General features: G+C 50.2%; 14 protein-coding genes. 11 read left to right on the top strand and 3 right to left on the bottom strand.

Features of this window, described 5'->3' with window-relative positions; all coding sequences use genetic code 11:
• On the bottom strand, positions 1-182 hold a 182-nt coding region (gene rpsF / locus HZB31_07565; protein MBI5847789.1), incomplete at its 3' end, for a 30S ribosomal protein S6.
• 193 nt (positions 183-375) lie between these two features.
• Here rpsF and mqnE point away from each other — a divergent pair.
• The 10 genes from mqnE to HZB31_07515 all read left to right on the top strand — a co-directional run bounded on the left by mqnE (position 376) and on the right by HZB31_07515 (position 10,491).
• Complete coding sequence (gene mqnE, locus HZB31_07560; protein ID MBI5847788.1) at positions 376-1,479, top strand: aminofutalosine synthase MqnE; 1,104 nt, start codon at positions 376-378, stop codon at positions 1,477-1,479.
• Positions 1,476-2,561 (top strand): dehypoxanthine futalosine cyclase, encoded by a 1,086-nt coding sequence (gene mqnC / locus HZB31_07555; protein ID MBI5847787.1) that lies wholly within the window; start codon positions 1,476-1,478, stop codon positions 2,559-2,561. Before mqnE ends, mqnC begins: the two co-directional genes overlap by 4 nt.
• A gap of 69 nt (positions 2,562-2,630) precedes the next feature.
• Complete coding sequence (locus tag HZB31_07550; protein MBI5847786.1) at positions 2,631-2,936, top strand: hypothetical protein; 306 nt, start codon at positions 2,631-2,633, stop codon at positions 2,934-2,936.
• Positions 2,937-2,974: 38 nt separating this feature from the next.
• Entirely contained in the window at positions 2,975-4,648 is a 1,674-nt protein-coding gene (locus HZB31_07545) for a methyl-accepting chemotaxis protein (protein MBI5847785.1), read from the top strand.
• A gap of 135 nt (positions 4,649-4,783) precedes the next feature.
• The gene (locus HZB31_07540; GenBank protein MBI5847784.1) at positions 4,784-5,737 is read left to right on the top strand and encodes an FAD-dependent oxidoreductase; all 954 of its coding nucleotides are present in this window, start codon (positions 4,784-4,786) and stop codon (positions 5,735-5,737) included.
• Positions 5,738-6,532, top strand: coding sequence for a glycosyltransferase family 2 protein (locus HZB31_07535; GenBank protein MBI5847783.1), 795 nt, complete (start codon positions 5,738-5,740; stop codon positions 6,530-6,532).
• Positions 6,504-7,685: an O-antigen ligase family protein gene (locus HZB31_07530; protein ID MBI5847782.1), complete on the top strand. Its 1,182-nt coding sequence runs from the start codon at positions 6,504-6,506 to the stop codon at positions 7,683-7,685. Before HZB31_07535 ends, HZB31_07530 begins: the two co-directional genes overlap by 29 nt.
• The gene (locus tag HZB31_07525) at positions 7,675-8,445 is read left to right on the top strand and encodes a glycosyltransferase family 2 protein (GenBank protein MBI5847781.1); all 771 of its coding nucleotides are present in this window, start codon (positions 7,675-7,677) and stop codon (positions 8,443-8,445) included. Before HZB31_07530 ends, HZB31_07525 begins: the two co-directional genes overlap by 11 nt.
• Positions 8,446-8,505: 60 nt before the next feature.
• On the top strand, positions 8,506-9,465 hold the full coding sequence (locus HZB31_07520; protein ID MBI5847780.1) for a class I SAM-dependent methyltransferase: 960 nt from the start codon (positions 8,506-8,508) through the stop codon (positions 9,463-9,465).
• Positions 9,466-9,540: 75 nt separating this feature from the next.
• Entirely contained in the window at positions 9,541-10,491 is a 951-nt protein-coding gene (locus tag HZB31_07515) for a glycosyltransferase family 4 protein (protein MBI5847779.1), read from the top strand.
• A gap of 46 nt (positions 10,492-10,537) precedes the next feature.
• Here the strand turns inward: HZB31_07515 and HZB31_07510 are convergent, their stop codons facing one another.
• The gene (locus HZB31_07510; protein MBI5847778.1) at positions 10,538-12,427 is read right to left on the bottom strand and encodes a sulfatase-like hydrolase/transferase; all 1,890 of its coding nucleotides are present in this window, start codon (positions 12,425-12,427) and stop codon (positions 10,538-10,540) included.
• A gap of 92 nt (positions 12,428-12,519) precedes the next feature.
• Between HZB31_07510 and HZB31_07505 the strand changes: the two genes are divergently transcribed.
• Positions 12,520-13,668 (top strand): glycosyltransferase family 4 protein, encoded by a 1,149-nt coding sequence (locus tag HZB31_07505; GenBank protein MBI5847777.1) that lies wholly within the window; start codon positions 12,520-12,522, stop codon positions 13,666-13,668.
• 88 nt (positions 13,669-13,756) lie between these two features.
• On the opposite strand, the gene HZB31_07500 is transcribed toward HZB31_07505, so the two are convergent.
• Positions 13,757-15,472, bottom strand: coding sequence for an ATP-binding cassette domain-containing protein (locus HZB31_07500; GenBank protein MBI5847776.1), 1,716 nt, complete (start codon positions 15,470-15,472; stop codon positions 13,757-13,759).
• Positions 15,473-15,536: the final 64 nt, after the last annotated feature.

The following is a 15,536-nucleotide window of genomic DNA, read 5'->3' as shown; positions in this document are numbered from 1 at the left end:
ACATAGAAGCCTTTCTGCTGTTTCTTTATCTCGTGGGCCAGTTTTTTTCTGCCCCAGAGATCTGTTTTGAGAGTCTCACCACCGGAATTTGTGACGAGATCCTTGATCTTCGCAATAGCTGCATTGATCTCTTCATCGGGGAGTGAGGCGTTGAGGATTACGACGTTCTCGTAGATGTTCATGCAAACACCTCCTTATGGATTGTTCCTGAAGATTCAGGATTAAAGCCCTTCCCCAAGGGAAGAGCAAGGAGCTAATTGTTATACCACAGGCAGCGGCAACAGGTCAACAAAAGCAGCTCCGTAAGACTTTTTAAGCAGGGACACATCCCCTATGCTTTTGGTCTTTACGAGAGGTTTTGATTTATAATGGTCTATGCTCTCTGGAATACGGAAGAAAGTCCTCGCAGGCAGACGCATCACCGAAGCGGACGCCCTGCGTCTTTTCGAAACTGACGACATTTTTACTTTAGGAGCGCTTGCCTCCCATGTGGCTGCGAAGAAAAACGGCGGAAAGGCCTTTTTCATCCGGAACAGGCATGTCAACCCGACGAATATCTGTGTGAACCGCTGCAAGTTCTGCGCATTCAGCAGGTCGCAGGGACAGGAAGGCGCGTTCGAACTCACGATTGACGAAATCATTAAAAAGATAGGCGAAGGACAGAACAGAAGAGGCAAAAAACCATCAGCAGTCACTCAGCACCGCATTTCCGAGGTACATATCGTTGGCGGCCTGCATCCTGACTGGCCTTTTGAGCACTATCTCAACATGGTCTCTGCCATAAAAAAACATTTCCCAAAACTCCATATCAAGGCCTTCACCGCAGTGGAGATCGACTATTTCTCAAAGATCAGCGGTCATACACTTATCGATACGCTTAAAGCCCTCAAAAAGAACGGTCTCGGCTCCATGCCGGGCGGCGGTGCAGAGATCTTCAGCGAAGGCATACGAAACCGGCTCTGCCCGGAAAAGATCCCTGGTGACCGCTGGATCGAGGTGATGGAAGCAGCACACAGGGTCGGCCTCAGGACAAATGCGACCATGCTCTATGGACATGTAGAAAGCCTTGCCGACCGGGTCGATCATCTTTCCCGCCTCAGAAGCCTGCAGGACAGGACAAAGGGGTTCCAGGCGTTCATTCCCCTTGCCTATCACCCCAAAAACACCGAGATCGAGGGCAGCTATACCTCCGGCATCGACGACCTCAGGACTGTTGCGGTGAGCCGCATCTTCCTCGATAATTTTGCCCATATCAAGGCCTACTGGATCATGCTGGGAGAAAAGATATCCCAGCTGGCGCTGATGTTCGGCGCTGACGATATTGACGGCACGATTATCGAAGAGAAGATCACCCATGCTGCAGGGGCACTGACCAGTGAAAAACTGACGGCAGAACAGCTGGTAACCCTGATACAGAAGGCAGGCAGGACCGCAGTAGAGCGGGATTCATTTTATAAGACCATCAGGGTATATACATGAAGGCGCATTCGGCAAAAGAGCGGATAAGCAGAAAAGAGGCCCTTGCGTTATTCAACAATGCTGACCTGCTGGGCCTCGGCCTCTGGGCGGACAGCATCAGAAAAGCGCTCCATCCTGAAGGGGCCTGCACCTTTGTGGTGGACAGGAACATCAACTACACAAACGTCTGCATCAACAAATGCACCTTCTGCGCCTTCTGGCGCGATGAAGATGATGCAGATGCCTATCTTCTGGACAAAGATACGATCTTCAGAAAGATTGATGAAACCATAGCCCTTGGAGGCACGCAGATACTGATTCAGGGGGGCCTCCATCCGGCGCTTGATATTTTCTATTACGCCGATCTCCTTTCATCGATTAAAGAGCGGTTCAATATTAATGTCCACGGTTTTTCACCTCCGGAGGTCTGCTATATAGCAGATGCATCCGATTTGACCATACGGGAAACGCTCAGGATACTGAGGGCTGCAGGGCTGGACTCGATCCCCGGCGGCGGTGCAGAAATACTTTCTGACAGGGTGCGTGAGGTGCTGAGCCCAAAGAAGATCAAGTCTTCCCGCTGGCTTGAGGTGATGGAAGCAGCACACGGACTCGGCATGAGGACAACAGCCACCATGATGTTTGGGAGCATCGAGACGCCGGAGGACATCATCACCCACCTTGATGCCATCAGACAGCTCCAGGACCGGACAGGAGGATTTACCGCCTTTATCCCATGGTCATTCCAGCCGGGCAATACTGAACTGCAGGCAAAAGGCAAAAAAACTCATCGTTCCGGGCAGAAGGTTCAGGGGCCGGCAACTGCAGTCGAATATCTCAGAGTGCTGGCGCTTTCGAGGATCTATCTCGAAAACATCGAAAATATACAGGCATCGTGGGTGACTCAGGGGTTGAAGATGGCCCAGGTGGCACTTCGTTTCGGCGCCAATGACTTCGGGTCAACCATGATCGAGGAAAACGTCGTAGCCTCTACCGGGATAAGCTATGCCGTCACCATGAATGACATCATCAGCGCCATCCGTATGGCAGGCTTTGTCCCTGCCCAGCGTGACACCTGCTACAACCTTCTTCGCCATTTCTAAAGATTTTTCTTCCTTTTCCGATAAGAAAGACATAAAAGGACCCACGTATTTCCTGTTAAGGAGTAATGCATGCATACCGGTAACATCTTCGGCATATCCGTCAGTGCGCTCAGCGCATACCTCACCCGGCTGAATGTCACGGCAAACAATGTGGCCAATATGAACACCGAGGGCTTCAAGCCCTCGAACGCCATGTTAAATACAATGTCTGATGGTGGCGTTTCTGCCACGATCAGACAGCTCGACGTCCCTGAAGTGGACCTTGCAGGGGAAATGGTCGACCTCATCGTCACGGAAATCGCATTTAAGGCAAACATCAAAGCCATCCGCATGGAAGACGAGATTACCGGCAGCATTCTCGATATCAAGGGTTAGAAACTTCCCGTTTCACAGAAATCATTGGGGGACATACCATGTTTGACCGTCTTAGCGGCATAAGTCTCAGGAAAAAATTCTATACGGTATTCTGCATCATGGTTGTCGGTGCGGTATCAGGCATTGTTATCGGGCAATTATTGCTTGCAAGGGTACAGGTCGGCGGAAAAGCCTATACAGAGATAATGCGCAACATGCAGACCGCAAATGATATCACAAAACTGCTCCTTAACATTAACCTGACAAGAGGAAGAGTTGCGGCCCTTATGGCCGAAAAAGACCGCAGCAGACAGATGGAGCACATTGAAGTCATCAAGGAGCAGACTGCCCGCATTGACGCCCTGTTCAGCGCGATAGGAGCTTCTGTGGCAGAAAGCGGACTTGCCGATGTTGTGGCACTGATCTCAACTGCGGACAAGTCATGGACCGCCATGAAAGAGACCAGAGATAACAAGGTTATCCCCCTCATTCTCGATGGCGACCTCCAGCAGGCCAGAGAGATCGGTGAAGGAATCCAGAGAGAAAGAGTCCTTGCCATGTCCGGTGCCACAGCAGAAGCCGATGCCAGGGTAAATACCAGGATCACGGTCATGGTCGACAAGATGAAGAGAGAATCTGCCGTGGTGAAATGGGCATATATAGCAGGCGGAGGCCTCTTTATTGGGTTCCTTGTCGTCCTGGCAAGGATCTTTGCCAAAACGATCATTTCGCCGATCCTCATGGTATCGAATCAATCCAGGGGTATGGCCGAGGGAAACTTCCGATCTGCATTTAACACCATATCCAGAAATGATGAGATCGGCATGATGATGAAGGATTTCACAACGATGTCAGAGAAGATCAGCATAATGGCCGGACGGATAAAAACCGGGGTTCTGAATCTTTCGTCGGCCTCAGAGGAGCTGTCGGCAACTGCCGATGGCCTGAACAAAGGATCTCAGGAACAATCCCGTCAGGGCAATGAAGTCGTCAGGGCAATATCCGAGATGTCACAGACTATCATTGAAGTGGCCCGAAACGCAGGACAGGCTGCGGACAAGACGAAAGATTCATCCGGACAGGCACTAAGCGGCAAAGAGACCGTAGAATTAACCGTCAGCACCATGCTGAAGATAGCAGACGAAGTCAAAGAGGCAATGGATACCATTCAACGACTGGACAGGAGCGCCGCCCAGATCGGCGAAATTGTGGCCGTGATCAATGATATAGCAGATCAGACAAACCTCCTTGCCCTGAATGCCGCTATCGAGGCTGCCCGGGCAGGAGAGCAGGGCAGAGGCTTCGCCATAGTGGCCGACGAAGTGAGAAAGCTCGCAGAAAGGACTGCAAGGGCAACCCATGATATAAAACAGCGGATAACGACTATTCAGGCAGAGGCCGCGCAGTCGGTGCAGGCCATGCAGAAGGGCAACGACGAAGTCGGCAGGGGCGTTTCGATTGCGCGGGAAGCCAGCCAATCGATGGAGTCGATTGTGATGTCTTCATCCGACGTTGTAGATATGGTAAGGAAAATCGCTGTTGCCACGGAAGAGCAGTCGGCAGCAACGGAAGAGGTAACACAGAACATGGAGGGCATCTCCGGCCTGATCAACCGTTCTGCCGAGGCTACGGACCAGATTAGTCAGTCAGCACGCGACCTTGCCCATCTGTCCGCAGAAATTCAGGGCTATATGGACTGGTTCAAAATCGATGACCGGCAGGACAACACGTAATCTGACTGCCGCGGTATGCGACGACAAGACCTGCCCTGCTCACTCCAGCCTCCTTTCCCGGGCATTGCGATACTGACAAGCCGTTCTCTACTATGTTTAAATAATTGATCACAAGCATTCTGTCAGGGAGGCATAATGACCAATACCGATACGGAAAACCTATATGACGTTTTGATCATCGGCGGCGGCCCGGCCGGACTCTCTGCCGCCCAGTATGCATCGCGGTCCAAACTCAAAACCATCGTGCTGGATAAATCAAAGACCGCCGGGGCGCTTGCCTACACCGGCCATATTGAGAACTATCCGGGGGTGCCCGGGCCTGTTTCAGGCAGGGAACTGCTCGATCTGTTTCGGAACCAGGCGATCGCGTTCGGTGCACAGTATGTAGAAGCTCAGGTAGTAGGCGTAAATCTTGGCGGCGATATCAAGGAAGCCTTCACCATGGAAGGCAGCTATAAAGGCAAAAGCGTTATCATTGCAACAGGCTCCATGGGCAGGAAGCCTTCGATCAAGGGAGAGGCCGAGTTCCTGGGCAGAGGAGTAAGCTACTGTGCAGTCTGCGATGCGGCCTTTTTCAAGGGCAAAACGGTATGCGTAATCGGCAGTTCGGAAGAGGCGATCAAGGAAGCGGGATACCTCACCCGCTTTGCCGAGACCGTCTATCTCATCTCGCCAACCCCGAAACTGAAGGTCGAAGACCACCCTGCCCTTGCCGCAGAGAACCTGAAGGTGCTCCCTGGCCACACAGTCATATCCATCGAAGGCGGAGACACGGTCGAGAAGATCAGCCTTCTCGATGGTGAGAAGAAAGAATTTCAGCTTGCCATGGCAGGAGTATTTGTCTATATACAGGGCTCCAAGCCGATCGTTGATTTCCTGTATGGCGCAGTGCCTCTTACGGAAGAAGAATGTGTCGATACAAACAGAATGATGGAAACCTCCCTTGCAGGCGTCTTCGCTGCGGGCGACGTGATATGCACTGAGGTGCGTCAGGTCGTAGCAGCCGTTTCAGACGGCGCCAAAGCAGCCCTCTCTGCAGAAAAATTTCTGCACCACAGGACAAAAACCCGGCTCGACTGGGGAAAATAATTGAAAGTATCAGTTATCATATCGACCTATAACAGTCCTGCGTATTTAAAGAAGGTGCTCGATGGGTTTCTCTGCCAAAAAACAACACCCGATGAGATTATCATCGCCGATGACGGTTCAGGGAGTGATACCGCGGAGTTGATACAAAAGTCATCCGCGCTTTTCAGCTTCCCGCTTCTGCATGTATGGCAGGAAAATAAAGGCTTCCGGGCAGGAAAAATCCGCAACGGCGGGATTGCCCGGTCTTCGGGCGATTATATTATCCTCCTTGACGGCGATTGCGTCGTTAATCGGAACTTTGTGTCAGATCATCTTTCGCTTGCGGAAGCGGGATATTTCGTGCAGGGCAAAAGGGTTCTCGTAGATAAAGACGCCATGGATTTTTTTGATCATCACCATGCCAATTCTTTTCTGACGCTCTGGAATATGGCGTTGACCGGCAGTCTTTCCAATATCCACCATTTGATACGCCTCCCTTATGGCATGTCGATCAAAAACAAGAAGCTCGTAGGGATAAAATCATGCAACATGAGTTTTTTCAGGAAGGATGTAATGGCAGTCAACGGCTTCAATGAAAATTACATCGGATGGGGCAATGAAGACTCCGACCTTGCCTGCAGATTTGTTAAATACGGACTGACAAAAAAAACCTCTCCCTTCGGGGCCATCTGCTTTCATCTGTGGCATCCGACAAACAAAACCATAGGGGACCTGAACAAAAAACTTCTGGACGACACGATCAGTTCGGATGCATACTTTTGTGAAAATGGCATTTTTAAAAGAAATCAGCACTGAGGCGCTGCTCCGGGCAGGATACGCGGGCATGTTTTTTTCTCTTCCCCTGGCGACTTCTCCAACGGTGGTCTGCGGGACCTTTGTCCTTATCGTCTGGGTATTGTCAGGCAAATTTCTGGCAAGCGCACAGGAATTCTATAAATCTGACCTGATGTTACCTGTCGCCATTCTTGTTACGCTTCCCTGGATCGGTCTTCTCTATTGTCCCTCTCCTGCAGACGGCCTCTCTATCGCCCTCAAAACCCATTACTGGTTGTATGCGATAGCACTTGCAACACTCCCTGGTGACGAAAAATATCCTGACCTGACTTTCAGGATGTTTCTCGCCGGACTCTCAGTCAACAGTATTATCTCCGTGCTGCAGTTTGCGGGGATCGTTTCTCTGAAGAAAGGGCTCGCCACCGGACTTCTTGGGGGAAGCTCGCCTCACATTACCTATTCCCTGCTCCTTACGACCGGGATACTTCTTGCGTCCTTCGGCGTCCTGAAATCAGAATCGAAAAGAGAGCGTCTGTTGTACTCAGCGCTCATGCTCCAGTATCTCTTTACCATCGGGTACGTCGGCGGCAGGAGCGGCTATATCGCCCTGATTATCCTGTCCCCTTTTGTCGTATACAACATCATGGGGCAAAAGCATATCGTGAAGATAATCGCGGTCAGCATTATTGCCGTCTCCCTGCTGTTCGTTTCCCCTGTCATACGTTCGCGCTTCATGAAAGCCGGGGAGGATATCGTTTATTATCAGGCTGGTGCTATTAATACCTCCGTAGGGTTGCGGTTTCATATGTGGGAGATTGCGATATCGGAAATAAAGAAAAGCCCCCTGACAGGAATTGGCACGGGAGGCTTCAGAAAGTCCTGGGAAAACTTCAAGGGAGATCCTTTGCTTCCTTTTCATGACCACCCCCATAACAGTTTTCTCCATATGATGGTAAGTTACGGCATCGTAGGTCTGGCCGCCTTCTGTTACCTTCTCTTTCTGCTGCTCAAAAAAGGCTGGCATGGCCGGCATTCTACCCTCGGGTTCTCGGTATTTGCGTTTACCGCAGTTTTCATCATCGGCAGCCTGACCGATACCCAGGTGCTTACCTTTGCAACGGCAATCGCGTTTTCTCTCTTTGCCGGACAGTCCGAGGCAATAGATGTCTCCTGAAAAAACTCCTCTTTCTGTTGCGATCATCACGAAAAACGAGGAGAGAAATCTGCCGGACTGCCTCAGAAGCGTCTCCTTTGCAGATGAAATTATAGTCGTCGATTCCGGGAGTACCGATAAGACGGTGGCCATAGCTCGTGATTTTGGCTGCCGGGTCTTTGTAGAAGACTGGAAAGGCGACGGCCCCCAAAAGAACAGTGCCATTGATAAATGCAGACATGAATGGGTTCTCATCGTTGATGCGGATGAAAGAATTCCAGAGGAGACGAAGGCCGAGATCAAGAGACTTCTGGACAATGACCAGGGCGCGGACGCTTACAGCTTCCCAAGAAAAAACTACTTTCATGGCAGGTGGATCAGACACTGCGGATGGTGGCCAGACAGAATAATACGTCTCGTCAAGAAGAGCAAGGGGCGTTATAAATCCATAACCCACGGCATATGGGCCACAAACGGCACGTTGACCAGGACTCATGCACCGATAGAACATTTCAGCTTTTTCTCCTACTCTGACATGCTGAGGATCATGGAGGGAAGATCTACGGACATGGCAAAGGAACTCTTTGATGCAGGCAAACGCGTTAATGCGGTTACTCCCTTCCTGCATGGGGCCACAATGTTCATGCAGGTCTATATCCTAAAGCTGGGGTTTCTCAACGGCCTTGACGGGTTTATCATTGCGATTACCAGAGCAGGGGGGTCCTTCCTGAAATATGCCAAACTCCTTGAGCTGCAGCGCAGTCAGCACCGCGATGGCTAAGCCATCGGGATAACCGGTAATTGCCCCATGGAGACGGTTTCATGTGATCTGTGCGGCCGCTTGGACTGTCGGCCCTATGTACGTTCAAAAGATTACATAAACAAGAAAGAGGGGGAATTTTCCGTTGTTCAATGCAGGGCATGTGGTCTGATCTATACCAATCCGCGTCCGGACAAGCATGAAATCAGGTCATATTATCCTGAGACAACCCATTATTATGTCTTAAGCAACGCCGCTTTTGTCCCGATAAAAACCGTGAAAGGCATCTATAGAATTCTTCTGCAGTATTTCCGTGGATATTTCCCGGAAAAAAACAGGAGTCGTCTCATCCAATGCCTGCTCTATCCGGTCTATCTCTCAAGGAAAATCAAATTTGATATTGAAGGAATACCACACTACCAGCAAAGGGGAAGGTTATTGGAGATAGGATGTTCATACGGCAAATTCCTCCACGAAATGAAGCAGCTCGGCTGGGAGGTTCAGGGAACCGACATGAGCGAAGAGGCTGTATCGACCGGCAGAAAGGTCTTCGGCCTTCCGCTGATCAATGCTGATATTGATGAGTTTGACCCTGCTCAGGCCTCCTTCGATGTAATTATCATGAGGATGTTTCTTGAGCATGCTCCTTCTCCGCGGAGGATCCTGGAGAAGGCTGCCCGCTGGCTCAGGCCGCAGGGACAGCTTATTATCAGTGTGCCGGATGTCTCAGGTATTGAGTCAAGGCTGTTCCGGAACTATTTTTATGGTCTTCATCTTCCAAACCACCTCTATCACTTCACCCCTGAGACCCTTGGCGCCTATTTAAAATCCTCGGGATTCAGGACGGTAAAGACCGTCCATCATACTACCGATGCTGATTTCTATGGCAGTCTGAAGAACGCATCCGAAGGCGGGTCCTCAATGCGGCTTTTGTCTTTCATGCAATCAGGGGTTATTAAAATCTTCATACGATTAATGCTGAAATTTATCGCCAGGTTCTGGAGGACCGGAAGAATGACGGTCTTTGCGGTCAGGGACTGACCATGCCGCAGAACCGTTGCGCCTTCAGGAGATGGTAACGTGTATACCGTGCTTTTTTTATACCAGGATGAGCTGATGCCAAGCAGCAGGATCAGGGTCTTGAACCTCCTTCCTGAAATACAAAAAGCTGGGGTTTGTGTTGAAGCCAGGGCCTATCCAAAAAGCATCTCTGACAGAATGCGCCTGTTTCGGAAACTCGGAAGGTTCAATGTCGTATTTCTTCAGAAGAAACTGCTCTCCCCCTTCGAAGTAAAACTGCTCAGGTCCTGCGCCCGGAAGCTTATTTTTGATTTTGATGACGCCATTTATTACCGGGATGATTCACACGCGTCCTTTGAAAGCATGGCGAGACTTTCAAAGTTCAAACAAATTACGGGAGCAGCAGACCTCGTTATTGCCGGCAACCGGGTACTGGCCGACTACGCAAATAAATTCAATAAAAATGTGGTCGTGCTGCCTTCGGCAGTTGAGACCCGCAGTATTCCTGTCAAGGATCATTCCGTCCGAAACAGGGATATGGTTATCGGCTGGATCGGCGGGAAAGGGAATCTGCGCCATCTGGCAATGCTCTCGGAAACATTTCAAAACCTTGCCCGCAGCAACAATATCCGGGTGAGAGTGATCTGCAGCGACACGATTCAAATACCCGGCGTGCAGGTTGATTTCGTGCCCTGGAGTCTTACCACACAGGAAAGAGAGATCGCCCTCTTTGACATCGGCGTCATGCCCCTTCCCTCAAATAAATGGAGCGAAGGCAAGTGCGGATACAAGGCGCTGCAGTATATGGCGGCAGGGGTACCGCCGGTCGTCTCTGATGTGGGCATCAACAGGGAGATCGTTGAGCACGGCAAAGAGGGGCTTGTGATATCGACCCGTGAAGGTTTTTATGATGCCCTGCGCTCTTTAATACAGAGCGAAAAACAGAGGATAGAATTTGGGGAGAATGCCAGAAAAAAAACAGAAGCGTATTATTCTGTCGAGGCTATCGGCAGGCAACTTGCAGACCTGCTGCTCAGGATGACCTGATGAGCAGTCGAAATACCGGGACAATCCCGGCCATAGGGCCTGCTGTCTACATTTTCTTGTAGAATTCTGACATCCTTACCAGGACATCTCGAAGCTGGGCATTTTTTTGCTTCAGCAGCTGACCGGGGGCACTGATAACAGCATAGTCTTCTTTTTTATGCACGGTAAAGGAGCCCATGTTATACATCTCGGTAGAGTAGACAATCTTCAGTTCGTGGTCGATCATGACAGCTGTATCCCAATTGGCTGCCGTTATATAGGAGTGGGGTTCTTCTCTCAGCAGGGAAATCCCCTGGGAGTATTCGCCGGGAGGGGAGACACATCCAAGGGACTCCATCAGGGTCGGCACGAGGTCATGATGCGAACTGATCCTCCGGACGACCCGGTGGCTGATGCCGGGGTAATGCATCACAAAGGCAGTCTTCAGCTGGTAGTCATCAAAAGACGACGTATGGCCCCAAAAGCCGTTTTCGAAGAACTCCTCTCCATGATCGCCGGTTATTACGACGATCGTATTGTCCAGCAGACGCCTCTCCTTCAAAGACCTGATGACCTTACCAAGCAGGTGGTCCTCATAGAAGACGGCATTTTTATACATATTCTTCAGCAGCGGGACTTTTGACTTCTCAACGTCCCTGAAATAATTGATCTCACCTTTGAGCACCGGCCTGAACTTTGTAAATTCATCCGGAAAGGCAAACGGCTCATGGGAGGAATTGTAGTAGAGGAAGGCAAAAAACGGCTGCTGAGGACTCCTGTTTCCGAGATAGTCCTCAAAATCCCTGGTCAACAGCTCGTCCCGTTTCGGTATGGTATCAGCATTATAGGTATCCTTTATGCTGTCGGGAATCTTTATGAAGGCAGTCTTTCTGAATTCAGGGAATGTCAGCCGGGTGCTCGACAGGATAGTAAAATCATATCCCTTCTCCTGAAGGGTATCCAGCAGGACCGGGGATCTGCGCTGGGCAAGAAAGGTATGCCAGTATGACCCGTGTACCCCGTACAGAAGCGAAAATATGCCAAACCTCGTGCCGTTGCCTCCGCTGTAGTTGTCGGCATAAACGATGCTTTCCTTTGCAAAGGCCGAGAGGTTCGGCATGACCTCCTCATCAAGCATGTCAAAGCGGAGACCGTCGAGAACGACAACAACAATGTTGTAATTGCGACCGGTTCCAGGGTCAAATACCGGCGGCTTCCGGGGATAATTCAGAGTTGAATCCGAGGGTGAAAACTTGAACCCGGCCTCCCTGTTCACCTGGATATGAAGGACTTTTGAGGCAAATCTCCTTATGGTCAGCGGCTGATACAGAGGGTAAAGCTTGGCGTTGCCAATGATGTCAGTTACATTAAAAAGATCTCCATAGGCATAAAGCCCTTTATCCGCAACAATGAGCAGCAGACAGGCAACAAAGACCGCCCGGGAAATCCTTATCGTATGGGAAAGTCTGGCAGGAACAAATGTTCTGTAGACACTGGCCAGGTATGCATTAATGACAAACTCCAGAGAGAATATTACCGCGCTCCAGAAAGAAAGCAGCGCTATCGTGCCCATACCAAGGATGACAGAATCCCTCACCCCTTCCGTAGTCACAATATTCAGCACAAGGGAATTAATATGGTAGCGGAAGATCTCATAGAGCTTCGTATCCACAAGGAGGAGTATCTGCAAAAGGGAAAAGAGCACTATCCTGAGCACAATCATTGCCCTTCGGGGAAGAAATCCGGTAAACAGCAGTATTATCATCCCTGCGGCGAGGTTAAGCAGCAAATAGTGGCCTGCAAACGATACAAGGCTTACCATCAGGCCAAACAGGGTACCATACTTCGCCCCGAAGGCAAACAGAGGGTAAGAAATGCACATTGAAAGAATAGTGTTGGCCGCCACAACAGGAAACAGAGACGTAAAAAACAGCGGCGGGATGAAATGTTTTTTCATGGTTCCGTTCCTGCGGGAAGGAAAACGTTGCGTTTGCGCATATGCTATTATACTAAAAGAATGGCTCCCAATAACCTATACAGACCTGTTTTATGAATCCTCTTATGCGGGTAGCGATAATCAAGAGCAACTATACCCCCTATGGCGGCGGGGAGAAATATACCACACGGCTGATCGATGCCTTTGCAAAAAGGGATATTGTCGTTGATGTCGTCACCGCGGAATCTGTGCGATGGGAAAAGACCTCCCCGCATGTCAACTGGGTGCCTCTGAAGCAGTTCAGATACAATAACCTGCTCAGGCTTCTCTCTTTTAACGCCTCGGCCAACAGGCATTTTAAAGCCACAAGATACGATTGCGTACTCGGTATGGACCGCACAGATTATCAGACGCACCTGCGTGCCGGGGGAGGATGCCATGCAGCGTGGCTCGACAGGAGATGCACTGAAAGCTCAGCCCTCAGATGCCTCAGCTTCCGCCTCAACCCCTTTCACCGGATGATGCTCCGGATTGAGAAGAGGGCTTTTCTTTCAGAAAATTTAAAAAAGATATTCTGTAATTCTTTTTTTGTGCGCGACGAGATGCTCAGGTATTATCCCGCCGCAGCCGGAAAACTGACCGTGGTGCATAACGGGGTAGAATGGAACGAGTTCTCCGGGGTCTTTGAACAGGGTCTAAGAGAAAAGGATACTCTGCGCAGAGGGCTCTCGTTACAAAACGAAATGTTTTACTTTCTCCATGTGGGGAGCGGTTATGAGAGGAAAGGAGTCGCAAAGTCGATAGAAGCCCTGAAAATGCTCCCCGAAAAGACGGGACTGATCGTAGTAGGAAAAGACAGGAATGAAAAGCAGTATCGAGGGCTGGCCAGCAGGCTGGGACTTTCTGCGAGGGTCATCTTCTGCGGGCCGCAAAAAAACGTCATCCCTTTTTTCCAGTCGGCCGATGCCTTTGTGCTGCCGACAATCTACGATCCGTTTTCGAACGCCTCTCTGGAGGCATTGGCCATGGGACTTTATACGGTGACCAGCAACTCAAACGGCTGTTCAGAGGTCATACAGGAGGGGGCAGGGGCAATAATCAAAGACCTGAAAAATATCGGATCTGTTGCCGGGGCCATGAGCACCGCAATGCAGAAACACCGGTCAAAAACGGAAATCAGAGAATCGGTAAGACATCTTGAGTTCGAGGGACAGTTAGGAAAGATAGTCGACGGCTGTCTTTCTGAAGACGTGCCCTGTTGATATCACGAAACAAGCCTAAGACCCGGTCGCTGCCCTGCTCACCTATTATCTTCTTATGGAGAGCTGGCCATAGGGAGACTCCCGCAGGCTATCTGCTGAACTGAAGCTCATAGAGCTCCCGGTAGATGCCGTTTTTATCAAAGAGCTCCTGATGGTTTCCGGATTCTACAATCATTCCCTTGTCCAGGACAATGATCCGGTCAGCTTTTTTCACCGTCGAAAGCCGGTGAGCGATCACAAAGGTCGTCCTGTTTTCCATGAGGTTTTCGAGGGCCTTCTGCACCATCATCTCAGAGGACGTATCAAGAGATGAGGTCGCTTCGTCGAGGATAAGGATAGGGGGATTCTTGAGTATGGCCCGGGCGATTGAGAGTCTCTGCCGCTGCCCTCCGGAAAGCCTCACCCCCCTTTCACCGATCATGGTCTCGTAGCCTTGCGGAAGTTCCATAATAAAATCGTGCGCGTATGCGGCCTTTGCTGCAGATATCACATCGGTCATATCTGAGCCGGGTTTCCCATAGGCGATATTGGCAAAAATAGTGTCATCGAAAAGTATCACTTCCTGGCTCACGATGCCGAACTGGTTTCTTAATGAATGAAATGTGGCCGAAGATATATCCATCCCGTCGATATAAATAGCGCCTTCTGTCGGCAGATAAAATCTGGGCAGCAGATTAATAAGGGTAGTCTTGCCTCCGCCGCTCTTGCCGACAATGGCAAGTACCGCGCCCTTCTCCACGTGCAGGTCTATATTGCGCAACGCCTCATGTTTGGCTGCCGGATAGATAAAAGAAACCCCTTTAAAATCGATCTCTTTCGCAATCGGCTTTAGTTCTTCACGGCCTTCGGATTCCCTGTTTTCCGCCAATAAGGAATATATCCTCTCCAGCGGCCCGCGCGTCTGCTGAATACCTACATTTACCTTGGCAAGTCTCTTTGCCGGCGTATACACCAAAAAAATGGCCGTCAGAAATGAGATAAAATCTCCGACCGTAATGACATTCTGGGTAATAAGCCTGCCGCCATACCAGATGACAAATCCAATACCAATCCCGCCAACCGCCTCCATGATCAGGCCGGCAAATTCAGAGACCCTGGTCGCACGCATATTTTCCCGGTAGAAATCTTTGTTAATGCGCTTAAAGCGCTCCAGGTCATCTGCCTGTCGGGAAAAGGCCTTTATGATCTTGATGCCTGAAAAACTCTCATTCAGGAATGCCGTAATAATAGATATTTTTTCCTGTGTGCGCCGGCTGATAAGCTTTATTCTCTTGCCCAGTCGTCCAACGCCATAAAATGCGGTAGGCAAAATCAGCAGCGCAATAAGGGTCAGGTCCCATCTCCGCCAGAAAGCGACGGCTGAAAGCGCGACCACAGTGGTGCTCTCGATAAACAGGTCCTTGACCGTCAGGGAGATAACTCCCTGCAGGATAGAGGTATCGTTAATGGTTTTTGATATGAGTTCCCCACTGGACGTTTTGCCGAAATATCCTATCGGCAGATCCAGGATATGAGCATACAGGTTATTCCTGAGGTTCATCACCATTTTCTGTGCCGCAGATTTCATGAGATATTCATGGAAAAAGAGAAACACGCCTTTAAGCAGGAAGATAAGAAATATTGCGGCAGGGAGCAGCCACAGCATCGTCGTGTTCTTCTTGATCAGGATATCGTCCATCATAGGCTTCACCAGCCAGGCAAGAGACCCGTTGAGACCTGACACGATTACACTGATTATGCCCGCGAGGGCAACCCTGTGCCAGTACGGTTTTACGAGTTGAATAATTTTCCTGTAATCTTCCAATAAACTATATCTCCATTAGGTCAGCGGCGGCCGGCAGCGCCATCAGGTTATGATCTCTCAAATC

The sequence above is a fragment of the Nitrospirota bacterium genome (genome assembly GCA_016235245.1).
GTDB lineage: Bacteria > Nitrospirota > Thermodesulfovibrionia > Thermodesulfovibrionales > UBA6898 > UBA6898.
The sequence above is the reverse complement of the archived record's forward strand: the minus strand, read 5'-3'. Positions and strand labels throughout refer to the sequence as shown.

Excerpts from the sequence above, each read along its gene's own strand:
- mqnE (MBI5847788.1), top strand. The coding sequence starts at position 376 with ATGCTCTCTGGAATACGGAAGAAAGTCCTCGCAGGCAGACGCATCACC.
- mqnC (MBI5847787.1), top strand. The coding sequence starts at position 1,476 with ATGAAGGCGCATTCGGCAAAAGAGCGGATAAGCAGAAAAGAGGCCCTT.
- HZB31_07550 (MBI5847786.1), top strand. The coding sequence starts at position 2,631 with ATGCATACCGGTAACATCTTCGGCATATCCGTCAGTGCGCTCAGCGCA.
- HZB31_07545 (MBI5847785.1), top strand. The coding sequence starts at position 2,975 with ATGTTTGACCGTCTTAGCGGCATAAGTCTCAGGAAAAAATTCTATACG.
- HZB31_07540 (MBI5847784.1), top strand. The coding sequence starts at position 4,784 with ATGACCAATACCGATACGGAAAACCTATATGACGTTTTGATCATCGGC.
- HZB31_07530 (MBI5847782.1), top strand. The coding sequence starts at position 6,504 with ATGGCATTTTTAAAAGAAATCAGCACTGAGGCGCTGCTCCGGGCAGGA.
- HZB31_07525 (MBI5847781.1), top strand. The coding sequence starts at position 7,675 with ATGTCTCCTGAAAAAACTCCTCTTTCTGTTGCGATCATCACGAAAAAC.
- HZB31_07515 (MBI5847779.1), top strand. The coding sequence starts at position 9,541 with ATGCCAAGCAGCAGGATCAGGGTCTTGAACCTCCTTCCTGAAATACAA.
- HZB31_07510 (MBI5847778.1), bottom strand. The coding sequence starts at position 12,427 with ATGAAAAAACATTTCATCCCGCCGCTGTTTTTTACGTCTCTGTTTCCT.
- HZB31_07505 (MBI5847777.1), top strand. The coding sequence starts at position 12,520 with ATGAATCCTCTTATGCGGGTAGCGATAATCAAGAGCAACTATACCCCC.